Source organism: Pedobacter sp. MC2016-14 (genome assembly GCF_020991475.1).
In the GTDB taxonomy this organism is placed as follows: Bacteria; Bacteroidota; Bacteroidia; order Sphingobacteriales; family Sphingobacteriaceae; genus Pedobacter.
In genome coordinates this window covers 130,544-151,833 of sequence record NZ_JAJMPA010000003.1, presented here as the reverse complement: position 1 = coordinate 151,833, position 21,290 = coordinate 130,544, and the positions used below count along the sequence as shown (strand labels likewise).

Below are 21,290 nucleotides of genomic sequence, written 5' to 3'. Positions count from 1 at the left end.
GTCAAAATCAAAAATTTAAACGTAGTTCGTTGCTAATATAGCACGAACAACAAACGAATAATTACACAATGAGGGGATTGGGTTTGCAATGTTAAATACAATATTTAATATTTCCATCAAAAAAAAAATATTTAGCATCCTATTGTCCATAGCAACTGCAATTATAGGGTTTATAAATTCAAAATTATGGTCCCGGCCCAGCTATCTTCAAAATATACCTAATACTAAGTAGAAGGATTTTATTTTTAAATCCTTCCATAAACTTTCAGCCATTCTATCAGTTTTCTGGAATATCCCCGGTAATTTTTGGCATTACTCAGGCACCATGACCAGTTGCCAGCATTAGATGCCGGAATATTCATCCTGCTCTGCTCAGACAAGCCAAGCAAGTCCTGAATCGGTATCATTACCAACCTGGCGCAAGAGGCCATTGCCGTTTTTATCAATACTTCATGAACGTTGTACCTGTTCACTTTTCCTGCATATAATTTTAAACGCTGCCGCCCATCCTTATCGAGGTCATTTTTGTACCAGCCAACTGTCGTATTGTTATCATGCGTACCGGTATAAGCTACAAAATTAACCGATTCATAATGGTACGGAATGTGAACTGAACTGGCAATATCTTCACCAAAGGCAAACTGCAGCACTTTCATTCCCGGCAAAGCAAATTCATCTCTCAGCAAATAAACATCGGTATTAATCTCACCTAAATCCTCCGCTACAAAAGGAAGTTGCGGAAACCTTGTTTTCAGCAGCCTAAAAAATTCTGTTCCCGGTCCGGCTTTCCAGCTTCCATTTTTGGCGGTAAGCTCAGTAGCCGCCACCTCCCAGTAATCTACAAATGCCCTAAAATGATCCAGCCTTAACAAGTCGTACAGTTTCAAATTCATCGCTATTCTTTCCAGCCACCATTTATATCCGGTACTTTTTAAGGCTTCCCAATTGTAAACAGGCATGCCCCACAACTGTCCCTCCGCATTAAAGTAATCCGGTGGTACACCTGCAATGCCTGCCGCCTGTCCATCCCCATCCAGTTTAAAAAGGTTGGGGTTCGCCCATACATCCGCAGAATCATGACCTACATAAAATGGCAGGTCGCCAAACAACTGAACGCCATTGTGCCTTGCGTACAATTTTAACAAGCCCCACTGCTCAAAAAATACAAACTGTTTCCATTTCACCTTTTTAATTTCAGCAGCATTGTTTTGCTCAAATGTTTTAAGTGCCTTTGCGTTCCTCAATTTATATTGCTCAGGCCATTTGTACCAGGGTTCATTTTCAAAATGAAGCTTTAAGATACTATACTTTGCGAAATCAGCTAACCAATGGTCTTCTCTCAAGCAAAAGCGTTCAAATGATTTCTTCATTTGCGCATCATCACTATTCAAAAAGTTTTCATAAGCCAAATCAAACATCTCTTCCTTCAAAGCACCTGCAGACTTAAAGTCTACCGCATTTTTCCTTGCCTTTTTATTTAATTTCAACCAGTCTTTGCCAAGTAAGTTCTGCTCGTAAAGCAAATCCGGACTAACCAGCCAAACATTGCCGGCCATGCTGGATACTGAACTGTAGGGCGAGTAGCTTTGCGCTTCCCCAATAGGGTTTAAAGGCAAAAGCTGCCAATACCGCTGGCCGCTCCTACTCAGAAATTTGATAAACTTCCTGGCTTCTTTGCCAAAATCGCCAATTCCATAGTCAGAGGGCAAAGAGGTAATGTGCATCAGGAGTCCAGCACTTCGCTTTTCTGCCCTTGTATTCATTTTTAACACCGCAAGCGGAAAATCCTGAAAGACTAAATTTGCGGCAATCGTACGTTCATATGCTTTACCAGTCCCCCCATCAATTAAATTTTCCCAGGTTTCAGGTGCATAGTCCGGAAGTATAATGGTGGTGTCTTCCCAGTTGGCCTCTAACAGTTGATCGTATTGCCCATTCAGCATAGCAGCCATATGTAAGGCTACCGCAGTAACTACCCAGTCGTCTCCATGCCGTCTTGCAAAAGCAAAAACATTTGAGGCATAATTTCCCTTAACTTTCAAAGGAATGTATGCTCCATGCAAGTACAGATCGGGTTTCAACTTACGTTCCGCAAGCAAGCGTTGTGTCAGTGCCAGTTTAATCGATCCCTGATACCGCTCTGCCCAAAGTTGTGTTATGGCTGCAGAGGGTTCAATTTTCTTTAGTAATTTAAGCCGATGTGCATAATCAACAGCGCTCCGGTTGTCAGGGTCTACAAAACTCAAATCCCATAATTCATTTCCCTGATACACATCGGGCAGTCCGGGAAGCATAAATTTCAAAACCAGTTGAGATAACGAATTCAATATACCAAAATCTGATACCTTGCGGTGAAAGGCACAAAAGCTGGTCCAAAAGGCACTGTTTTTATCCAGCAGTCCCAGGGCAAAATCAGTGGCCTGCTCTTCATAAGCTAAATTTGGCTCAGCCCAGTCAGAATGCTGTTTTCCTTCCCTCAAGGCTTTTTCAAGATATTCTTTCAGGCGCTCCGGATAATTCAGCGGCTCGTTACCCGGCATTGGATAACTGCCAATCAGCGTCTGAAAAATAAAATATTTATCATTATCAGTTAGAGGAGATTCCCCGGCCGTAGCTGGCAAAATCGAAAACCAATAGCCAGCATTCTCCTTCCATTCCTCTTCAAGATCGCTCAATACATTTAACCTGGCCCTAAAATCTTCCCCCCGTTTGGTATCATGTGTCGCCGTAGTAGTCATGCTCAAAGGCCAGTATTTTTGGCGTAACTTCATTTGCTGATGCATGTCCCTGGTAGAAATCCCAAAACCATCGGGGGCATCGCCCACCTCATTATGGGCTATAAAGTTTTGGTAAGTATACATCAGCGTATCTTCTACCCCTTTAGCCATTAGCGGACCGGCAAATTGCATGCAGCGCATGTAAAAGTTTAAGGCCTGCGCAGATCCTGCGCCCTCTTTGGTATTCAGCCAAATCTCCTTTAGCACTTCTGCTACGGGCTTTAGCTGTTTTTCCTGCGCAATATCGTCCAAAATCTTTTCCACTGCCTTGCGTTCCCATTTTTCAAGAGGAAAAGCATTGCCGTAAAACCTGTACACCGGACAGCGAACCAGAAAAGCCGCAATAGCTTGTTTTATCGATTCAGGTTGCTGAACTTTCAGTTTTTTAATTTCATTTACCTCCAGCGCGGTAAATAATTGATACAAATGCTCCAATTCGCCCTGCATATGGTCAAAAAGCACCGCACTTTTTTTCTCAAAAATCTGCGTTTCAACTTTCTTTCCATCGCCTGTCAACTGAACATACAAGTGCTTAAAACCTTTCTTTGCCTTTCCGTTGGTAAACAGGTTATTTATTAGCGCCAGCATCTCGTAGCCTGTATTTCCCTGTGTTGGCCATTCCTGAGGCATAGGTTCCTCTTTTTCCAGGATTTTTTCTACCACCAGGTATACCTCATCGCCAACCATTTGTCTTAACCGATGTAAATAAGCCTCCGGATCCTTCAGCCCGTCAATATGGTCAACCCGCAGCCCCTGAAATAAACCCTTTGCTACCAATTGCTGTATATAAGCATGGTAGGCTGTAAAAGTTTCCTCTTCCTGCATGTTCAAACAGATGAGTCCGTTTACCGTAAAAAAACGCCTGTAATTAATCCTTTCGTTCGTCTCCTGCCAGTTACAAAGCCTGTAATGCTGCTTATGCAATATGGCTTTCAGTTCATCTGTATTTTTATTTATCCGCTCTATTTCCGCTTTATTTAAATCCGCTGGCGCGAGGCTAGCCGCATTTACCGGCCAGGAATTTCCAGCATAATCAAGGTAGGGTTTCCCCTTTTTTAGTAGCAGCTTCAGTTCTTTATTTTCCAACACCTGTTCCAGATCCCCGCCCAAAAATGGAACCATCAAAGGGCTGTCCTCTGCAGCCCAATTGATGTCGAAAAAGGAAGCATACGCTGAAGCAGCACCATTTTCCAGCACATCCATCAGCCAAAGGTTATTGGAATGATAAGCCATGTGGTTGGGCACAATATCCTGAATCCAGCTGATGCCCATTTTTTTCAACTTCATGGCAATCCTTAGCAAATCTTCTTCCGTGCCTATCTCCGGGTTAATCCTTAACGGATTGGTCGTATCATAGCCGTGCACACTTCCGGGTACCGCTTCAAAAATTGGCGATGCATAAATGGTTTGAATCCCAAGGCGCTGCAAATAAGGGAGGATAGCTTCAAAATTACTGAAGTTAAAATTAACGTGGAACTGAACTCTGTAAGTAGAAACCGGATTAAACATATGAATTTGGATTGACGTAAATTAAAATAGACTGTGCTTCAAGAAAACTGCCATCTCCGGCAGCACCCCATTCTGCAGCGGCAGAATCAAAGATCCTGATCCAGTTTTTTTCCTCACCGGGCAGCTCAATATGCCGGCGCTGATGAGAAAAATTCAGCAGACAGACTACCCGCTGGCTACCCTTCCAGCGGGTCAGGGTTAAACAATTATCCGCTTCCTGCGCAACTACCTCCAGGCAAGTCCTGTCCGTGTTTCCCAACGCAGGATATTCCTTCCGCAAGGCAATCAAGGCTTTGTAGTAGTTTAAAATGCGCAAATGCTTTGGATCTTTCGTTTTCTCCCAATCCAGTTTAGATTGGTTAAAGGTCAGTTCCGATTGAGGGTCCGGAGTTTCGCCATCAGCATGAAAAGCCGCAAATTCCTTTGCCCGCCCCTGCTGAACGGCTTTAATCAATTCAGGATCTGTGTGACTGATAAAATAGAGAAAGGGATTGGTTTCTCCCCATTCTTCCCCCATAAACAGCATCGGCAAAAAGGGACTGCACAATACGGCCGCGGCCATAAGTTTCTGTAGTTCAAAACTAAACAACACCGTATTCCGCTCACCAAACTTACGGTTGCCAACCTGGTCGTGGTTTTGAGCAAAAACAATAAACTGTTCACCGGGACAATGCTGCGCCTTATTTCCAAAAATCTTCTTTCGGTGGGGAGAATAGATCCCATCGTATACATAGGCATCGCGATAGGCCTTGGCTAGCTGCCCTACGCTTTTAAAATCTTCGTAATAACCTGTTGCAGGCTCCCCGGAAGTAACCCTTAAGGCATGATGAAATTCATCCAGCCATTGCGCATCCATGCCAAAGCCCCCTTTCTCCGGTACATCTATAAAACGGGTATCGTTAAGGTCAGATTCTACCATCAAATAAACACATTTACCAGATTCCTGCATCCAGCTGTCGGTTGCAGCTCTCAGTTGCAGCAAGAGGTGTTTTGCACTAAAATCCTTAATGGCATGCACCGCATCCAGCCTTAAGGCATCAATATGAAAATCCCTAAACCACATCAGCACATTTTCAACTACAGCATTACGCAGGCCGTCGCAAAACTCGTCGTCATAATTGATGGCACTGCCCCAGGGAGTTTTATATTTATCCGTAAAAAAAGGGCCCAGTTTGTCAAAATGATTTCCTTCCGGCCCAACATGGTTATAAACCACATCTAAAATTACGGCCAGGCCTTTCTCATGACAACAATTCACCAGCTGCTGCAATCCTTCCGGCCCTCCGTAAGCCATATGTACGGCAAACGGGTAAACACCATCGTATCCCCAGTTCCGTTCTCCCGGAAAGGCGCATACAGGCATCAGTTCAATTGCGGTGATACCAAGGTCAACCAGATGATCTAATTTATCCGCAATACCCGCAAAAGTACCTTCAGTGCTAAAGGTACCCGCATGCAGTTCATAAATAATATAGGTATTTAATTCAGGATTTGTCCAATGTTGGTCTGTCCAGGAAAATGCAGCAAGATCCACAATTTGAGAAGCCCCATGAACCCCTTCAGGCTGGCATAATGACATCGGATCAGGGAATTCTTCGGTATCAACCATCAAAAGATAACGATCTCCTGGTTTAGGTAAATCTGTGTTCAGCAACCATTCGCCATCATGACCTTTATCAAGGTACAAACTAAATTTTTCAAATTTAAGGGCTACCTGCTGTGCATAGGGTGCCCAAAGGTTGCAATGTGTTGTACCGAAAGAATAATTAACCATAAATGCCGGGATCGTTGATTTACCAACCAACAATCCCGGCATTCATCTTGTTTTAAAGTATCTTTAGTATTTAGCTTAAAGAAGCCTCTAAACTAATATCTATTGCAGCATAAGCTTTACTTACAGGGCAGTTTTCCTTCGCGCCTTTCGCAATTTCCTGAAATTTTTCATCTGTAATGCCAGAAATAGTTGCTTTTAGAACCAGGTGAGAACCAGTAATCACACCGTTATCAAGGGTAATGGTAGATACCGTTTCTAAAGATTCCGGGTTAAAACCAGCTTCAGTAAGGTCCAGACTTAATTTCATGGTAAAGCAGCCTGCATGTGCGGCAGCCATTAACTCTTCCGGATTTGTACCTACACCATCAGCAAAGCGACTTTTAAATGAATACTGAGTCTGATTCAAAGTATTGCTCTGTGTGGTGATGTGCCCGGCACCATCATTAATTGTACCGTTCCAAACGGCGGTTGCGTTACGTTTCATAGTTTTTTTTATTAGGAGTTCAATTTAAGTTCTTCTACCTCCAGGTTTAATACTGCTGTAGTTTGTGTTCTAATTTCCTGGCTCAGCTTTGCGTCCGCTAAAAGTGATAAGCCATAAGAAGGAACCATTTCCTTCAATTTTTGTTTCCACTCCGGCGTATTAATTTTATCTTTAAAACAACGCTCCATTAAACTGATCATAATCGAAACAGCGGTAGAAGCACCCGGAGAAGCGCCCAATAACGCCGCAATAGAACCGTCTGCAGCAGTCACTACCTCTGTACCAAACTCTAATATCCCACCACGCTTTGCGTCTTTTTTAATGACCTGTACACGCTGACCAGCAGTTTCCAGTTCCCAATCCTCCATTTTTGCTGTAGGCAAATAATCTTTCAATGCTGTTAAACGGTCTTCAGGCGATTGCTTTACCTGATCAATTAAATATTTAGTCAGCGGAATGTTGTCCAGTCCGGCCGAAATCATCGGCACAATATTGTTCAGTTTTATAGAGAGCGGTAAGTCCAGCAAAGACCCGTTTTTCAAAAAGCGCGTAGAAAAGCCTGCATAGGGCCCAAACAATAAAGCTTTCTTTCCGTCAATCATGCGGGTATCCAAATGGGGTACAGACATCGGTGGCGAACCCACTGCGGCCTTTCCATATACTTTGGCATTGTGTTGTGCTATAATCTCCGGATTGGTACATTTCAGCCATTGCCCGCTTACAGGAAAGCCTCCAAACCCGTTACCTTCCGGAATTCCGGATTTTTCTAATAAAGGTAAAGAGCCTCCACCGGCACCAATGAAAACAAATTTTGCTTTCACCTTTTTCTTTTCACCGCTTGCTTCATCTCTCACCACAAGTTCCCACAAACCGTTACGCTTTTTAAGCCTGCGTACATCGTGGTTAAAATACATGTCTACGTTTTCCTTTTTACGCAAATCGTCAAACATCTCCCTGGTCAATGCGCCAAAATTTACATCTGTACCCAAAGCCATTCTTGTGGCGGCCACTTTTTCTTCCGCATCCCTGTCCTTCATCACCAATGGCATCCATTCTTTCAATACCGCCTGGTCTTCAGAATATTTCATACCCTCAAACAGAAAACACTGCTGAAGTGCCTCGTAACGTTTCCGCAAATAATCTACATTGTCCTTTCCCCATACAAAACTAATGTGAGGAATGCTTTTAATGAAGGTAGCAGGTTCGCCAACCTGTTTATTTTTCACCAAAAAAGACCAAAACTGTTTGGATACCTCAAAAGATTCGGCAATCGCTACAGCTTTCTTGGTTTCTACAGAACCATCAGCCAGCTGTGGCGTATAATTTAATTCGCAAAAAGCAGAATGACCTGTTCCGGCATTGTTCCAGGCGTCAGAACTCTCTGCCGCAGCTACATTTAACCGCTCATAAACAGCAATGGTACTGGCAGGCTCAAGCTCCTTCAGCAAAACACCTAAAGTGGCACTCATGATGCCTGCACCTATCAAAACTACATCAACAACCTGGTCTGAATTATTGTTATTACCCGTCATATTTTTATTTGAATGCTGTAAAATTACAAAAAAACACCTACAGCTTGTTACTCGAAAAGAAGATTTACATTGTGTGTTTAAAACTCAATATCACTGAACCATTTTTGGTAAATCGTATCGTAAGTTCCATTTTCCCGCATTAGTTTCAGGGCATCATTAAATTGCTGTTTCATCTGCAAATCACCTTTTTTCATGGCTATCGCATAATGAGATTCCGTCTCCGGCAAAAACATGCCTATTTTCAATTTTTTGTTTTTCTGCAAAAAACCGCCCGCAATGGGCGAATCGTCTACCAGCAAATCAATTTTTCTGGACAACAATTTACTATACAGCTCCCGGTTGGTTACCGCATGCACCATGTTGTTATTGGGGAAACGGGTATGCACATAACGTTCGGCCTCGGTGGCTTCCCTTACCCCTATGGTTTTATTCTTCAGGTCTGCAATGCTATCTAAAGAATCTTCATGAAAAACAACGGCACTGAGCCTAAAATGCAGGTAAGGTTCACTAAATTCAAGAATATGTTTTCTTGAATCCGTTACCGTAACGGCAGAACAAATCATGTCCAGTTCTCCCTTAAAAAGCTTCTCCAGGATATTTTGCCATAAAGAAACCTCATATTGGATCTCCAAATTTAAATGATCGGTTATCGCTTTCAATAAATCCACCTCAAATCCTTCAAATTTATCCGAATGGTAATCCGAATGCATTGGAAATGGAGCTGCTGAGTCTAAACCTACTTTTAATATTTTTTTTGGAGCCATTTTGTAAAGGAGAACGTGTAAAAATGGAAAATAATCCTGCTAACTTAACTATTTTTAAGAGTTTCTGCAAAAATACGATAAGAATCCAGCTTAGCCTGCTGATCAAAAATATGAGAAGTCACCATCACTTCATCTATATCGGTTTGATTCAGAAAGTGCTGCATATCCGCTTTAATGGTCTCCGGGCCTCCAATAAAAGAAACGGCCAGCATCTGGCTCACGGCTTCTTCTTCCTGTAATGACCAAATTTCGTCCATATGGTCTACAGGAGGTGGCAGCAGCTTTCTTTTACCAGTAACCACACCCATAAAAAATTGCTTCAAGGAGGTCGCCAAACGCTCTGCCTCGGCATCGCTTTCTGCAGCCACTACATTTACGCAGGCCATTACATAAGGTTCTTTAAGATGATCTGAGGGTTTAAAATGCTCACGGTACAGGTTTATAGCGGTTAAAAACTGTGCCGGGGCAAAATGGCTCGCAAAAGCATAAGGCAATCCCATTGCAGCTGCTAACCTGGCGCTATCTGTACTGGAACCAAGAATCCAGATGGGAATATCCAATCCCTCTCCTGGCACAGCCCTAACCTGACTGTTCATATTTTCCTCAGAAAAATAAGCCTGCAGTTTTAACACATCTTGTGGAAAATTATGTGCGGCATTAAAACGGTCTCCCCTGATGGCCATTGCCGTCACCTGATCAGTGCCCGGAGCCCTGCCCAAACCCAAATCAATGCGGTCCGGGAACAATGAAGCAAGGGTACCAAATTGTTCCGCAACAACCAGGGGCGAGTGGTTAGGCAACATAATGCCACCAGATCCAACCCTGATAGTGCTCGTACCATTGGCAATATAACCAATAAGTATGGAGGTGGCAGAACTGGCCACACTAATCATATTGTGGTGTTCTGCAAACCAATAACGCTTATAATTTAAGCTTTCAGTATGTTGGGCCAGCCGTAAACTGTCTTTAAAAGTATCTGCCGGGGTTTTGCCTTGCACCACTGTGGCCAGGTCCAAAACGGAATATGGAAGTGCTGATAATAATTTTGTACTCATGAATAAAAATTTTAAAGGGCAGTTTTAAGGGTAAAGAAAAACTTCGCCCCTTTTCCAACAGTACTTTCTACCCAGATGTTACCGCCGTTGGCCTCCACAAATTCTTTGCAGATCACCAGGCCTAAACTGGTTCCTTTCTCATTATTGGTACCGTTGGTGCTCACATTATCAATGCCAAATATTGTTAGCAACCTGCTGCTTTCAATCCCTATGCCATTATCCTGCACACAAAATTTCATGCGCTCAATTTTACCTTCAACCAACACTTGCTCTGCCCATACCACTACAGCGCCCCCATTTGGGGTAAACTTGATGGCATTAGAGACCAGGTTTCTACAAATAAAGTCAAAATGGTCTGCATCTGCCAGCAACCTGACATCTGCTGACAGCTCATTGCTAATGGTAATAGATTTTTCTTCTGCCGTAGCCTGCAGCGCCTGTAAATTACGTTCCAGCAAATCCAGCGCATTAAACTCCACCTGGTTAATTAAAATTCCCTTCAGCTGCATTTGCCCCCATTTAAGCAATAGGTCAAGCGTCTCCATAGAGGTACTGCAGTTCAGGGCCAGTTTCTTCATGATCATCTGCTGTTCTTCTTCCGTCAACATCCCCTCGTTAATCAGGTCCAATACATTCAAAATTGAAGCTATCGGCGACCTTAAATCATGTCCCAGAATCGAAAAGAGCTTATCTTTTACGTTATTTGAAGAACTGAGCGCGGCATTAGATTTATTCAGCAGCAAATTCAGTTTCCGCACTTTAATAAAGTAAAAACCTAAAAAACTAATGATCACTACCGTACAACTCAAAATCACAATGAGGATCCTTCTTTCCAGCTTTTGCTGATTGTTTAAGAATTTTAATTCCTGCACATCTGCTTTAGATTTCCCCAGTTCATACTGGGCCTGAAGACTGGAAATTCTTTCAGAGATCTCTTTATAATAAAAACTATCGGCAATGGTATATTGTTGCTGCTTGGCCAAATAGGCTGCCTTGTAGTCGCCAAGTTCACTTTGCAAGCCTGCAATCACATCCAAAAGTTCCAGTACTATTTTATTGGCTTTTTTTTGTTTGGCCAAACTTAAAGCCTGATCAAGGTAGTTTAAAGCCACCAGCGGATTTCTACGTTTGTAGCATTGGGCAAGCCCTTTTAAACTCCCCACCTCGCGTATAAAATTATGGATCTCCCTTGATTTCTTTAAGGCATCTTTATAAAGTTTGATCGCCATCGCCGAATCACCCGAATCAAAATATACCCTTGCAAGGTTATTCGTCATGGAAATGTGCAGGCCCATCATCTCTTTGGTATTACTCAAACCTATGCCCTTGGTCAGGTAAGCTTTTGCCGCAGCATAATTCCTCATTTCGGTATAACACACGCCCATGTCATTGTACATATTCAGGGTGATGTTAAAGAAAGGGACTTGCTCACTTAATTGCTCGGCCATTTTGTAGTAAACAAGGGCCTTGTTAAAATTCTTTTGATGCGCGTAAACTTCCCCTAGCGTTACATAAGCTTCCATGATGCCTGCTTTGTTCTTCGTTTTTTCGCTCAGCTTCAGGGCTATAAAAAAATAAGCAATGGCCTTATCGTAATTCCCTTTTCGGTTTTCTACCACCCCCAGTCTCACATTAAGTTTGCTTACCCCGCTATAAATCTTTAATTCCTTATACAATTCAAGCGCCCTAAGGTATTTCTGCCTGGAATCGTTAAAATTCCCAAGATTGTCATCAATCATGCCCATTTGGTGCAGCATTTTCGCTTCGCCTTCGAGGTCATGGTTTTGAACGGAATGTTTTAAACCCAATTCAGCATAATAGCTTGCAGAATCAGGATTGTCGTACCGGTAGTGTTGAATCAATTTCTCATATCGGTCTATCACAGAAGCTTCAGCTGCTTCCTTAATTTGTGCAAGGCCATCTGGTAACAAAAACAGAAAAGCGATGACAAATGAAACCGGAAATGGTATTTGAAACATAGGCTAAATTTGGTATCCCGAGGTATAAGGTATCAAAGTTAAAACTTTAGCTATGGTATAACAAAGCCTTAAAAATATATTTCAGTGGCATGACTAATGCCTTGTACCGGCTTTAACTTTAAACACATGCAAAAGTTGTGGAAATATCGCATCCATAGTCTCTTCCACTCCTTTTTTAGAACCGGGCAAAGTCAGCACCAATGTATTGCCTATAAAGCCCGCCAGGCCTCTGGATAACATAGCATAAGGCATCCTGGCCTGCCCATAAGCACGGGCCGTTTCCATCACACCCGGAATGGTCCGCTCCAGTAAAGGACCTATGGCATCAGGTGTAACATCACGCTCGGAAAGGCCGGTTCCACCTGTAAAAATCAACAGTTGGTACGGCCCGGCAGATAAGGCCCTGGCTTTGTTCTGGATCTGCTCAAAATCATCCGGAATCACTTCATAGACCAGGGTTTCTATGCCATATTGTTCCAATTTAGCGATCACGGCTTTTCCAGAAGTATCCAATCCCGCATCCTGCGAAACGGTATCCGAACAAACCACCACTGCTGCTTTCAAATTGGTAAAAGGACCTTTTAAAAAGTCAGTCTTGCCACCAGATTTTTCCCTTAACCTAATGCTACTAATTTCTACAGCCTTGTCAATGGGTTTCAGCATGTCATACATGGTGAGCGCAGTTACAGAAGCACCATGCATGGCCTCCACCTCTACACCAGTTTTATAAATGGTATGCACCTCCACGCTAATGATGATGTTTAAACCTTCAATGGCATAAGTAATGGCTGTAAATTCTACAGGTAGCGGATGGCAGTCGGGGATCACATCACTGGTCCGCTTAACGCCCAGTAAACCTGCCGCACGGGCAAATTCAAACACGTCGCCTTTAGGCACTTTCCTTTGTTCAATAGCGGCAATGGTTTCAGGTTTTGATACGGTAAGCACCGCTGTCGCTATCGCAATCCGCAGCGAACTTGATTTATGTGTAATGTTTACCATGCTTATTTATTCTCCTTCCAGGTGTAACTGTCGTCCTCAAAAATTTCCCTGCCCCAAATTGGCAGTTCGGCCTTAATGCGCTCTACCAATTCTTCGCAGGCAGAAATTGCGGCTTTTCGGTGTGCTGAAGAACAAAAGACGAACAGGCATATTTCACCTGCTTTAACATTTCCCAAACTGTGGTAAACATGCATGCAGGTCAAATCATATTTGGCAAAAATCGCTTCCCTGATTTCTTCCATCGTTTGCAAAGCCATTTCTTCGTAGGTAGTGTATTCAATGGCCGCTACAAACTTACCGGCAATGTCATCCCGCCTCACTTGTCCCAAAAAGATATTGTGCGCGCCAATGTTCGTTTTAGTACTGTGCCCGGCAATACTTTTAGCAATCAGCTCGGGTAATATCGGTCCTTTTACAAAAATGTTTTTCAATTTCCTTCAGGTGCTAGTGATGATAAAAACTCGCTGCCCAAACGGCTAACGCCACCTTTTAAACTATATAGTTTCTTTGTCTGCCCAAACCATTCCTGCAACATTTCTGCCGCATGTAAACTACGGATGCCATGCTGGCAAACTAAAATTAGGTGTTCTTCGGGAACCACCAGTTCTACATCAAATTCAGACATGGGAATGTGCAGTTGCGCAATTCCGCTCAGCGATGGCATTTCCCCACGTTCACGTACATCTATCACCAGGGTAGATGGCTGTTCCAGCAAGGCTCTAAAGGCTACAGCATCAATCTCCTCAATTGGTTCCTCATAACCCACCACCAGGCTTTCGCCCAGAGCCGTCGGACTTAAAGCAACCTTATAAAAATCATGGTTTAACGCATTATACATCAAAACTTTATTAACCAATGGCTCACCTATTCCTGTAATTAACTTAATCACTTCGGCGGCCTGCATCGCACCAATGATACCCGGCAATGCGCCCAGCACACCAGCCTCTTCACAACTTGGTACTTCGCTTGCTTTCGGTGGGATGGGAAACAAATCTCTGTAATTCGTTTTCTCCAAATTTTCTCCTGGTACGTTAAAAACAGCCAGCTGTCCCTGGTAACGGCTTACCGCTCCAAAAACCAGTGGTTTGTTCATCAACACACATACGTCATTAATTAAATACCTTGCGGCAAAATTATCCGTACCGTCAATCACATAGTCATAGCCGCCAATAATCTCCCTCGCATTTTCATACACCACTTTCTCCCTATGCTGCTGCACAACAATTTCAGGGTTCAAATTGCTTAATTTCAAAGCTGCAGCACTTACCTTGGCTGTGCCAATATCTGCTGTGCTGTACAACACTTGTCTGTGCAGGTTGCTCAGCGTTACCACATCATCATCCGCAATACCAATGGTACCAATTCCTGCCGCAGCAAGATACAGCAATGCCGGACATCCCAGTCCTCCGGCACCAATCACCAGCACTTTGGCAGCGCCAAGTTTTTCTTGTCCCTTCAAACCAAAATCCTGCAAAATCATTTGCCTGCTGTAACGTTCATTATAACTCTCGTCTGTCATCTTAACCTCCCGAAAACGGTGGTAGTAAGGCCACTACAGCACCAGGGTTTAATCTTGTATTTTCTTTAATAATTTTTTGATCTACCGCAACAGAATACGCCGCCTTTTTAAAAAAGGGATAACTTTCTGCCAATTGCTTCAATACTTCATCCGTATCCTTCATGTCTTTCAGGTACAGCTGCTCCTGCGCTACTTGTGCAGCCAGCTGTCCAAAAAATAAAATCTTCACTTCCATCCTTTCCATTTTAATATTCCGGCAAAAGTAGCACTTCTACCAACTCTCCTGCCTCAAAATTATCCCGGGCTTCTTCCAGTACAATTAAACAGTTGGCCTGTGCAAAAGAACTTAAACGAAAGGACTCCTGTGCATGTAGCGGGGTCACCTTTCCATTTAAACTGATCCCTTTTAAAAAATGGGTCAGTCCCGCTGCTTTTACATAGCCATGGGTCAATTCCAGTTTAACAAGCTCTTCCGGCTCTGCTTTTCCCAACATCAAGTTAAGTGCCGGCAACACATAATTGTAATAACAACTCAAAACTGAAGAAGGGTTTCCAGGCAAACCAAATACCAAACAACCATCCTGCAGGCCAAAATAAAGGGGCTTTCCGGGCTTCTGCTTAATTTTGTGAAAAATTTGTTGTACACCAAGTTGCCCGGCAGAGCTGACCACAAAATCATAATCACCCACACTCACGCCACCAGTAAGCAGCACCACATCGTTCTGCACCATAGCCTCCCGCAATATTTCGGTCAGCTCCTCAAAATTGTCCCTGGCCTGATATAAATTGATGTCTACTATGCCGGCGGCAGCCAAAGCCGCGCTTAACGCAAGCGAGTTAGACTCATATACCTGCCCAAAAGCCAGGTCCTTCCCCGGGTCCTGCAGTTCATCCCCCGTGGTAATCAAACCTACAAGGGGCAGCCCATATACCGAAACCTCCGCGTAACCAATCCCTGCCAAAAAACCAATTGCAGCCGGCGTCAGCTTACTATCCTTCGCCATCGCCAAATTGCCCTGTTTAACTTCGGCGCCTTTATTTCTTACATTGTCGCCTTTTTTTAGTGTTGTATCTAAAATGAGTATTTGCCCATCATTAAAGCGCACTTTTTCCTGCATTACCACGGTATCAGCACCATCCGGCAAAGGCGCTCCTGTAAAAATCCTTGCCGCACGCCCTGCTGGCAAGCTAAAGTTAACTTTTACACCGGCCTGCATTTCTCCGGTTACCGGCAAAGCAGTGTCTTTGTCCTCAAAGCGTATGGCATAGCCATCCATAGAAGATTGTTCAAAAGCCGGAATGTCCAAGCCAGCATACACATCGCTGGCCAAAATCCTGCCTCTCGCCTTAGCTAAAGGCAATACAACCGCGGGTAAGCGGCTGGTATGTTGCTGAATAAGTTTTTTCGCTGCTGCTACAGAAATCATAAATTTAATTAGCCACCAATGGTAATCATACTTCTATTGTGTATTGTATCGGCTTCCAGATGCTCAAACAAGCCAGAGAACTGACCGCCTAAAGCTTTGGCTTTGCTGCCGATGCATGTTTTTATTAAGGGTAAAACATCAGCCCCCAATCTCAACGGACCCAGTAAATCCATTTCTCCTTTAGAGAAGAGGCAATTTTTCAACTTGCCATCGGCTGTCAGGCGCATCCGGTTACAAGTACTGCAAAAAGGTGCCGTCATGGTACTAATCACCGCAAAAGTTCCGGTATGCCCCGGTACCTGATAGTGTTTCGCCGTATCGTTTAAGCCCGAAGGCAAGGCTGTATATTCATATTTTGTGCCCACCTGCTCCAGAATTTCTGCCAGAGATACCACCTGGTTGCTGGTCCACCTGTTTCCTGCAAAGGGCATAAATTCTATAAAACGTATTTCCAGTCTGGCAGTTTCAGTCCAGGCTATAAAATCATTGATCTCCATGTCGTTCAGCCCTTTCATCACTACCACATTAATCTTTACTTTAATGTTATGCTGTAACAATAGTTCAACATTCGCCTTTACCTGCGCAAATAAATCCCTACGGGTAATCAAATTAAATTTTTCTGCCTGCAGGGTATCCAGGCTAATGTTGATGCTGCTGATCCTGGCCTGGAGTAAGATTTCCATAAAATGATGGATCCTTGCGCCATTGGTTGTTAATGAAAGTTCTACAGGTAATTTAGACAAAGCCAAAATGATCTGCCCGGCGTCTTTTCTAACAAAAGGCTCTCCGCCGGTTAAGCGGATTTTATCTACGCCCTCCCGCACAAAAAGCTGGGCAAGTGCTTCAATTTCTTCCAGCTGCATTAGTTTAGAGGCTTGCGTAAACTCGTACTCTTCTTCGGGCATGCAATAAAAGCAGCGAAGATTACAGTTATCCGTCAGAGATATCCGAAGATAATTGTGTACACGACCATAGGCATCTTTTATCATAACAATCTTAAGGATTTTCCAGTTTATAGTAGTCTTCAGGTGTATCTATATCTACCGCACCTTTTTCAAAAGGCACCAGGGCTACATCCTGCTGATTACTCAAAAGTAAGGTTTTTGCGCCTTCTTTTCCTGTTAAACGTATTAATTCATTAAAATGATACTTTGTAAACAGAACGGGTACGCCTACTGTGCCCGCATAGGCACTGGCAATAATGCTTTTACCTGTGCGCCTGGCCTCCTCAATTAAATGCTCAAATATCCCGGCACTTAAGTAAGGCTGATCGCAGACACTTACTACCACCGCATCCAGATCCGGATACCTTTCGCAAAGCCATGAGGTTCCTGCAGCAATGGAAGTCCCCATTCCTTGTCCCCAATCGGGATTTCGCAGCACTTGCAGGTCAAATTTTTCCGCTTCGGCTGCTATAACTTCGTAATTGGCACCAAGCACCAGCACCAGGTATTCCTTAACAACTGCTTTTCCAGCCTCCAGGGCATTGGCCAGCAGCGTTTTGTTTTGATACCTTAACAACTGTTTTGGCTTTCCCATCCTGGCAGAATTACCGGCAGCAAGGATAACCATGCCTATTTTTTTCAGTTCCATCAAATGTCAATAACGGCGGTTGTACCTGAAGTATGGTGTATGGCATCTTGTTTTTCACGTAAAGAGCCGGCTGATTTTCCAGCCAGCACCTTTTTAATCTCGGCAACAATAGAAAGAGCTATTTCTTCCGCGGTTTCTGCGCCAAGATCAAGTCCTACCGGCCCGTATATGCTGTTCATTTGCTGCGCGGTAGGCACCAGTCCTGCCGTTTTTAAATCCCCCAGCATCCTTTCCAGTTTTTTCTTCGGCCCAAGACTACCAATATATGTGCATGCAGGCTGTTTCAACAAATGTTTCAATACAGCCAGGTCGTAATTATAATTGTGCGTCATCAACACCACTACCGTTTGCTCGTCTATTTCAACCAGGTTTTGCCAGTCCTCAGGTTTAGCCACTAAAATCCGGTTTGCCAATGGAAAGCGCAAGCTGTTTGCATGCGTTGGTCGCCCGTCCAGCAAAGTTACTTCCCAGCCCAGCAGGTTGGCCATGCCAACCACGGGCAACACGTCATTGCCGGCACCGGCAATCAGCAGAGAGACCGGCGGACGAATAAACTCCACAAAGGCCGTCAGCAGCTGCTGCTCAAAAAGATATTCCTTCGTAAAGGATTTTTTATTCACCAGTGCATGACTGGCTTCTGTAAAAAGTTCTTCGTTAAAATCCTCGTTAAACGCATATTCAGACACTACTGTATCAGCCAAAATCAATACCGAAGTTCCAGGAACAGGATCCTGGGGATGCGCAAGGGAAAACAGTGTAATCAGCACACCTTCCTGTCTTTTCGTAAACAGCTCTTCCAGTAAATTTAACGGATGAAGGGGGTTTTCTGGTTCAATCGGTTCAAAAAGGATGTGCACTACGCCGTTACAGCCCAGTTGCACACCAAACTTGGCGTCATCTTCGTCATTGGTATCGTAAGTAACCAGTTTATTGTGCTGCTGGTTAATCACCAGTAAAGCTTTTCGTAAGGCATCCCCTTCCAGGCATCCGCCGCTAATGGCCCCTGTAAGTTGTCCATCTTCCGTAACCAGCATTCTTGCTCCGGCCCGCCTGTAAGATGATCCTTCTACATCTACCACTGTAGCCAGGGCCATTTTTTTATTTGCTGCCTTTGCCTTTTGATAAGCGTCTATAATGTCTAAAATCTCTTTCATGAATTAAGCAATTAAGAGCAATATAGCACAATTTCTGTACCTAAATCTCCAGATCTGGACGGGAGCTTCGAATTACTTTTTGTTTAACATCAACCTTTTCTCCTGAACTATCAAGGTGTCATTTGAACCAAGGTTCTTATTATGGTCCGGGTTTACCAAGTTCCATTCATTTGAAGCCGCATATGAACATTCACTGTAGTCATCATTAAATTTGGTATAGTTGGATAACCTATAACTTTGTAGAGGTAAATATATACGCTTTTCAGTCTCCACTATTATAAAAAATCCTTTTTGCGACTTACACATTCTTGAAAAACCCGTAGATTGGGAAATGGTACGGCAGTCTACAAGATGATCAAAACGCATTAAATTTAACTTATTAAACTTGTCTAAACATGTCCCACCAGATGACATTATCCAATTCTCAGAAACCTGCCCGGTAACTCTTGCAATGTTTCCTTCATAATTGGTTAGCGAAGCTTGAATTATTTCTGATCCATTCTTAGCCTCAACAGACTTATCAGCATTTACAACCACCGAAAACTCAATTTCCTGTGCTACTTTTCCCGGCTGCACTCTAAAATAATCTTGAAGTTTTTTTTGAGACACAAAATTAGCTATGACTTGAACATCTTGCACTTCTCCATTTACCGTAAACATCCTTATAGGCTTAAACTCCAAACTATTAGCGCTGATGTAAGTTCCCTCAATTGGAATTTGTACTTCCGGACCATCGCTTTTTTTTGAACAGGAATAAAAGGAGGCAGCGATAAAAAACAGTAAGATGGTGCGTTTCATTAGTATCAATTTAGACGACTAAGATAGCAACTTTGTTGATCAAAAATAGAGCCGCCTATTATGCGATCTACTATTTATATGTTATTTTTTTTTACGGTTGTCTAGGATTTAGATTGACCATAAGATGCAACTCATGCGAAAGTGATAAGTGCCCTTTAATGATTTACCATTGAGCATCGCAGGTGTCCAAGAATCCATGGTTAAAACCTCTTTCTTAATTTCCACCTTGCATTTAGGAGAAACGTTATCTCTAACGAAAATCACATTTAAAACTTTACCATTTGAATCAATGACAATATCCATGTGTAAAGAAGTGGGCGGTGACTCCTTTTCCAAATCCACACATTTGCTCAGGATAGGACTAATTCTTTGGCTAAAATATTTCATTATGGAAGGGATGCCCTCTTTGTATGTTGGTTGTATTGTATCTTGTTTACAGTCCAATATTTCAGCTCCCATACAGCAGGTCATTTGAATCCAGAAAAAGCATAAAATTGCTAATGTTTTCATATTTAAAGATTAGAAAGTAAAACTGTATTGTAACCTACGGATAGATCTTTTTCTATTTATTCTAAGTTACCCTATAGCTTTTCGATCTCCTGGATTGACAAACCAGTTGTATCCGAGATGATATAAATATCGATTTTTTTATTTTTCAAGTTGCGGGCTATTTCCAAAGCCTCTTCATGGCGGCCTTTTTCAAAAGCCTTCTCTTCCGCAAAGGAAATTGTATTCTCGTAATCTATTTTAGCTTTTAAACTTGAATTGTACATCGCTTTTTCCTCCTCTGTTAGCTTTTATTAAGTTCTGCTATCTTAAAAACCTGCTGAAACATCCTTTTGTTTAATACCGCAGGTATTTTGTCTATACTGCTGAGGTTTTTAAGCAGATAAATCCATTTATTTCTGTCAGTTACAAGCTCAGCCTCTCTCTTTACAAAGTTAGGAAGTTCTATGAATTTATAACCCAATTTAGGAGCATTTCTGCTATGATTTTCTTATTTTGGACATCATTTTTGATTTTATGTCTAGTAAGTACTTTTTAATTTAGAAAGCCAATTCTTTTTTAAAACAAGAAGGAAAATTAGCTAAATTCACTAACTTAGCTGCATCAAAATTCACTTTCAAACATGAACAATTTCGTGCTCTGCCCCGCCAGGATCAGTAATATGCCTGCAAAATTCTTATCCATTTTGCTTTTAGCATTGGCTTTTAATGCAAATGCCCAAAATATAGAATCAAAAATTGACACCAGCAATTACTACGACTTTTATATCCGCTATGCGGGAAGCGGCTGTTTTTATGCCGGTAATCCAACCAGTTCCCTTCAGTTAACAGGAAAACAAATTACAACTGCCTGGTTAAGCACTTTAGAGGTAACACCTATAATTATTGAAGAGCTTGAGCTTGCGGGATACCAATATCCCGCCTATAATGCTATTCTGAAGCTAGATTCTAATCAGGTTCTTCTGTTAAATACCTATTGCGATCGGGAGAAATTCGGAATTCTATATCTTCAAGGTCATGATGCTGAAGTTTCACCCAAACACCGACAAATTAAAACACCATTACATTTGCGTCCTGGCATAGCTTACGTTGAAAAAGTATTCAATACCTCAGGAAATGCTGAATTCCTTCAATTAAAATCGCTGCCATCAAACGTATTAAGGCTTTCAGAAAATTGCTATTGGTATCAATTTACAGATAGTGACAAAGACCAAAAGAAGATGATTAATAAAGACTTAGCAATTAAGCTTTTAAGATCTGACATTAGAGCATTACTAGCTACAGCGCCGAAGCCTGTGGTTGTTGAAGAAAAACCATTTTTCTTCAAGATGAATAAAACCAAATAGATTATTTTGATCCAACAATATATTATCTTAGGATCATGGTTCTTGCTGCAAGGTTATTCTAAAACCTAAAC

General features: G+C 42.6%; 20 protein-coding genes. 1 reads left to right on the top strand and 19 read right to left on the bottom strand.

The features are described 5' to 3' along the window. Positions 1-245: 245 nt before the first annotated feature. From treY to LPB86_RS15890, 19 genes are all read right to left on the bottom strand, one after another. On the bottom strand, positions 246-4,286 hold the full coding sequence (gene treY, locus LPB86_RS15980) for a malto-oligosyltrehalose synthase (RefSeq protein WP_230645774.1): 4,041 nt from the start codon (positions 4,284-4,286) through the stop codon (positions 246-248). Further along, positions 4,279-6,102, bottom strand: coding sequence for a malto-oligosyltrehalose trehalohydrolase (gene treZ, locus LPB86_RS15975; protein WP_230645772.1), 1,824 nt, complete (start codon positions 6,100-6,102; stop codon positions 4,279-4,281). Before treZ ends, treY begins: the two co-directional genes overlap by 8 nt. Before the next feature lie 28 nt (positions 6,103-6,130). Further along, positions 6,131-6,544 carry an OsmC family protein gene (locus tag LPB86_RS15970; protein WP_230645770.1) on the bottom strand — a complete coding sequence of 138 codons (414 nt, stop codon included), beginning with the start codon at positions 6,542-6,544 and terminating at the stop codon, positions 6,131-6,133. 11 nt (positions 6,545-6,555) lie between these two features. Beyond that, a complete protein-coding gene (locus tag LPB86_RS15965; RefSeq protein ID WP_370632857.1) occupies positions 6,556-8,100 on the bottom strand; it encodes a malate:quinone oxidoreductase in 1,545 nt (514 codons plus the stop codon). Positions 8,101-8,153: 53 nt separating this feature from the next. Then, positions 8,154-8,840 (bottom strand): ABC transporter substrate-binding protein, encoded by a 687-nt coding sequence (locus tag LPB86_RS15960; protein ID WP_230645766.1) that lies wholly within the window; start codon positions 8,838-8,840, stop codon positions 8,154-8,156. Positions 8,841-8,884: 44 nt separating this feature from the next. Further along, positions 8,885-9,895: an LLM class flavin-dependent oxidoreductase gene (locus LPB86_RS15955; RefSeq protein ID WP_230645764.1), complete on the bottom strand. Its 1,011-nt coding sequence runs from the start codon at positions 9,893-9,895 to the stop codon at positions 8,885-8,887. Positions 9,896-9,906: 11 nt separating this feature from the next. Next, on the bottom strand, positions 9,907-11,874 hold the full coding sequence (locus LPB86_RS15950) for a tetratricopeptide repeat-containing sensor histidine kinase (protein WP_230645762.1): 1,968 nt from the start codon (positions 11,872-11,874) through the stop codon (positions 9,907-9,909). A 93-nt stretch (positions 11,875-11,967) separates the two neighbouring features. Continuing rightward, positions 11,968-12,876, bottom strand: coding sequence for a bifunctional molybdenum cofactor biosynthesis protein MoaC/MoaB (moaCB, locus tag LPB86_RS15945; RefSeq protein WP_230645760.1), 909 nt, complete (start codon positions 12,874-12,876; stop codon positions 11,968-11,970). 2 nt (positions 12,877-12,878) lie between these two features. Next, a complete protein-coding gene (locus LPB86_RS15940; RefSeq protein WP_230645758.1) occupies positions 12,879-13,307 on the bottom strand; it encodes a molybdenum cofactor biosynthesis protein MoaE in 429 nt (142 codons plus the stop codon). Next, on the bottom strand, positions 13,304-14,395 hold the full coding sequence (moeB, locus tag LPB86_RS15935; RefSeq protein WP_230645756.1) for a HesA/MoeB/ThiF family protein: 1,092 nt from the start codon (positions 14,393-14,395) through the stop codon (positions 13,304-13,306). The genes LPB86_RS15940 and moeB overlap by 4 nt, the downstream gene beginning before the upstream one ends. A 1-nt stretch (position 14,396) precedes the next feature. After that, positions 14,397-14,630: a MoaD/ThiS family protein gene (locus tag LPB86_RS15930; RefSeq protein ID WP_230645754.1), complete on the bottom strand. Its 234-nt coding sequence runs from the start codon at positions 14,628-14,630 to the stop codon at positions 14,397-14,399. Positions 14,631-14,640: 10 nt separating this feature from the next. Further along, complete coding sequence (glp, locus tag LPB86_RS15925) at positions 14,641-15,822, bottom strand: gephyrin-like molybdotransferase Glp (protein WP_230645752.1); 1,182 nt, start codon at positions 15,820-15,822, stop codon at positions 14,641-14,643. A gap of 8 nt (positions 15,823-15,830) precedes the next feature. Continuing rightward, positions 15,831-16,811 (bottom strand): GTP 3',8-cyclase MoaA, encoded by a 981-nt coding sequence (gene moaA, locus LPB86_RS15920; RefSeq protein WP_230645749.1) that lies wholly within the window; start codon positions 16,809-16,811, stop codon positions 15,831-15,833. Between the two features lie 7 nt (positions 16,812-16,818). Further along, on the bottom strand, positions 16,819-17,415 hold the full coding sequence (locus tag LPB86_RS15915) for an NTP transferase domain-containing protein (RefSeq protein ID WP_230645747.1): 597 nt from the start codon (positions 17,413-17,415) through the stop codon (positions 16,819-16,821). After that, complete coding sequence (locus LPB86_RS15910) at positions 17,415-18,569, bottom strand: XdhC family protein (RefSeq protein WP_230645745.1); 1,155 nt, start codon at positions 18,567-18,569, stop codon at positions 17,415-17,417. Before LPB86_RS15910 ends, LPB86_RS15915 begins: the two co-directional genes overlap by 1 nt. Positions 18,570-18,641: 72 nt before the next feature. Then, positions 18,642-19,367: a hypothetical protein gene (locus LPB86_RS15905; RefSeq protein WP_230645744.1), complete on the bottom strand. Its 726-nt coding sequence runs from the start codon at positions 19,365-19,367 to the stop codon at positions 18,642-18,644. Between the two features lie 108 nt (positions 19,368-19,475). Continuing rightward, entirely contained in the window at positions 19,476-19,877 is a 402-nt protein-coding gene (locus LPB86_RS15900; protein ID WP_230645742.1) for a hypothetical protein, read from the bottom strand. Between the two features lie 71 nt (positions 19,878-19,948). After that, entirely contained in the window at positions 19,949-20,140 is a 192-nt protein-coding gene (locus LPB86_RS15895) for a hypothetical protein (protein ID WP_230645740.1), read from the bottom strand. 17 nt (positions 20,141-20,157) lie between these two features. Continuing rightward, complete coding sequence (locus LPB86_RS15890) at positions 20,158-20,337, bottom strand: Rpn family recombination-promoting nuclease/putative transposase (RefSeq protein ID WP_230645738.1); 180 nt, start codon at positions 20,335-20,337, stop codon at positions 20,158-20,160. 159 nt (positions 20,338-20,496) lie between these two features. Between LPB86_RS15890 and LPB86_RS15885 the strand changes: the two genes are divergently transcribed. After that, positions 20,497-21,219, top strand: coding sequence for a hypothetical protein (locus LPB86_RS15885; RefSeq protein ID WP_230645736.1), 723 nt, complete (start codon positions 20,497-20,499; stop codon positions 21,217-21,219). The last annotated feature ends 71 nt before the right edge of the window (positions 21,220-21,290 follow it).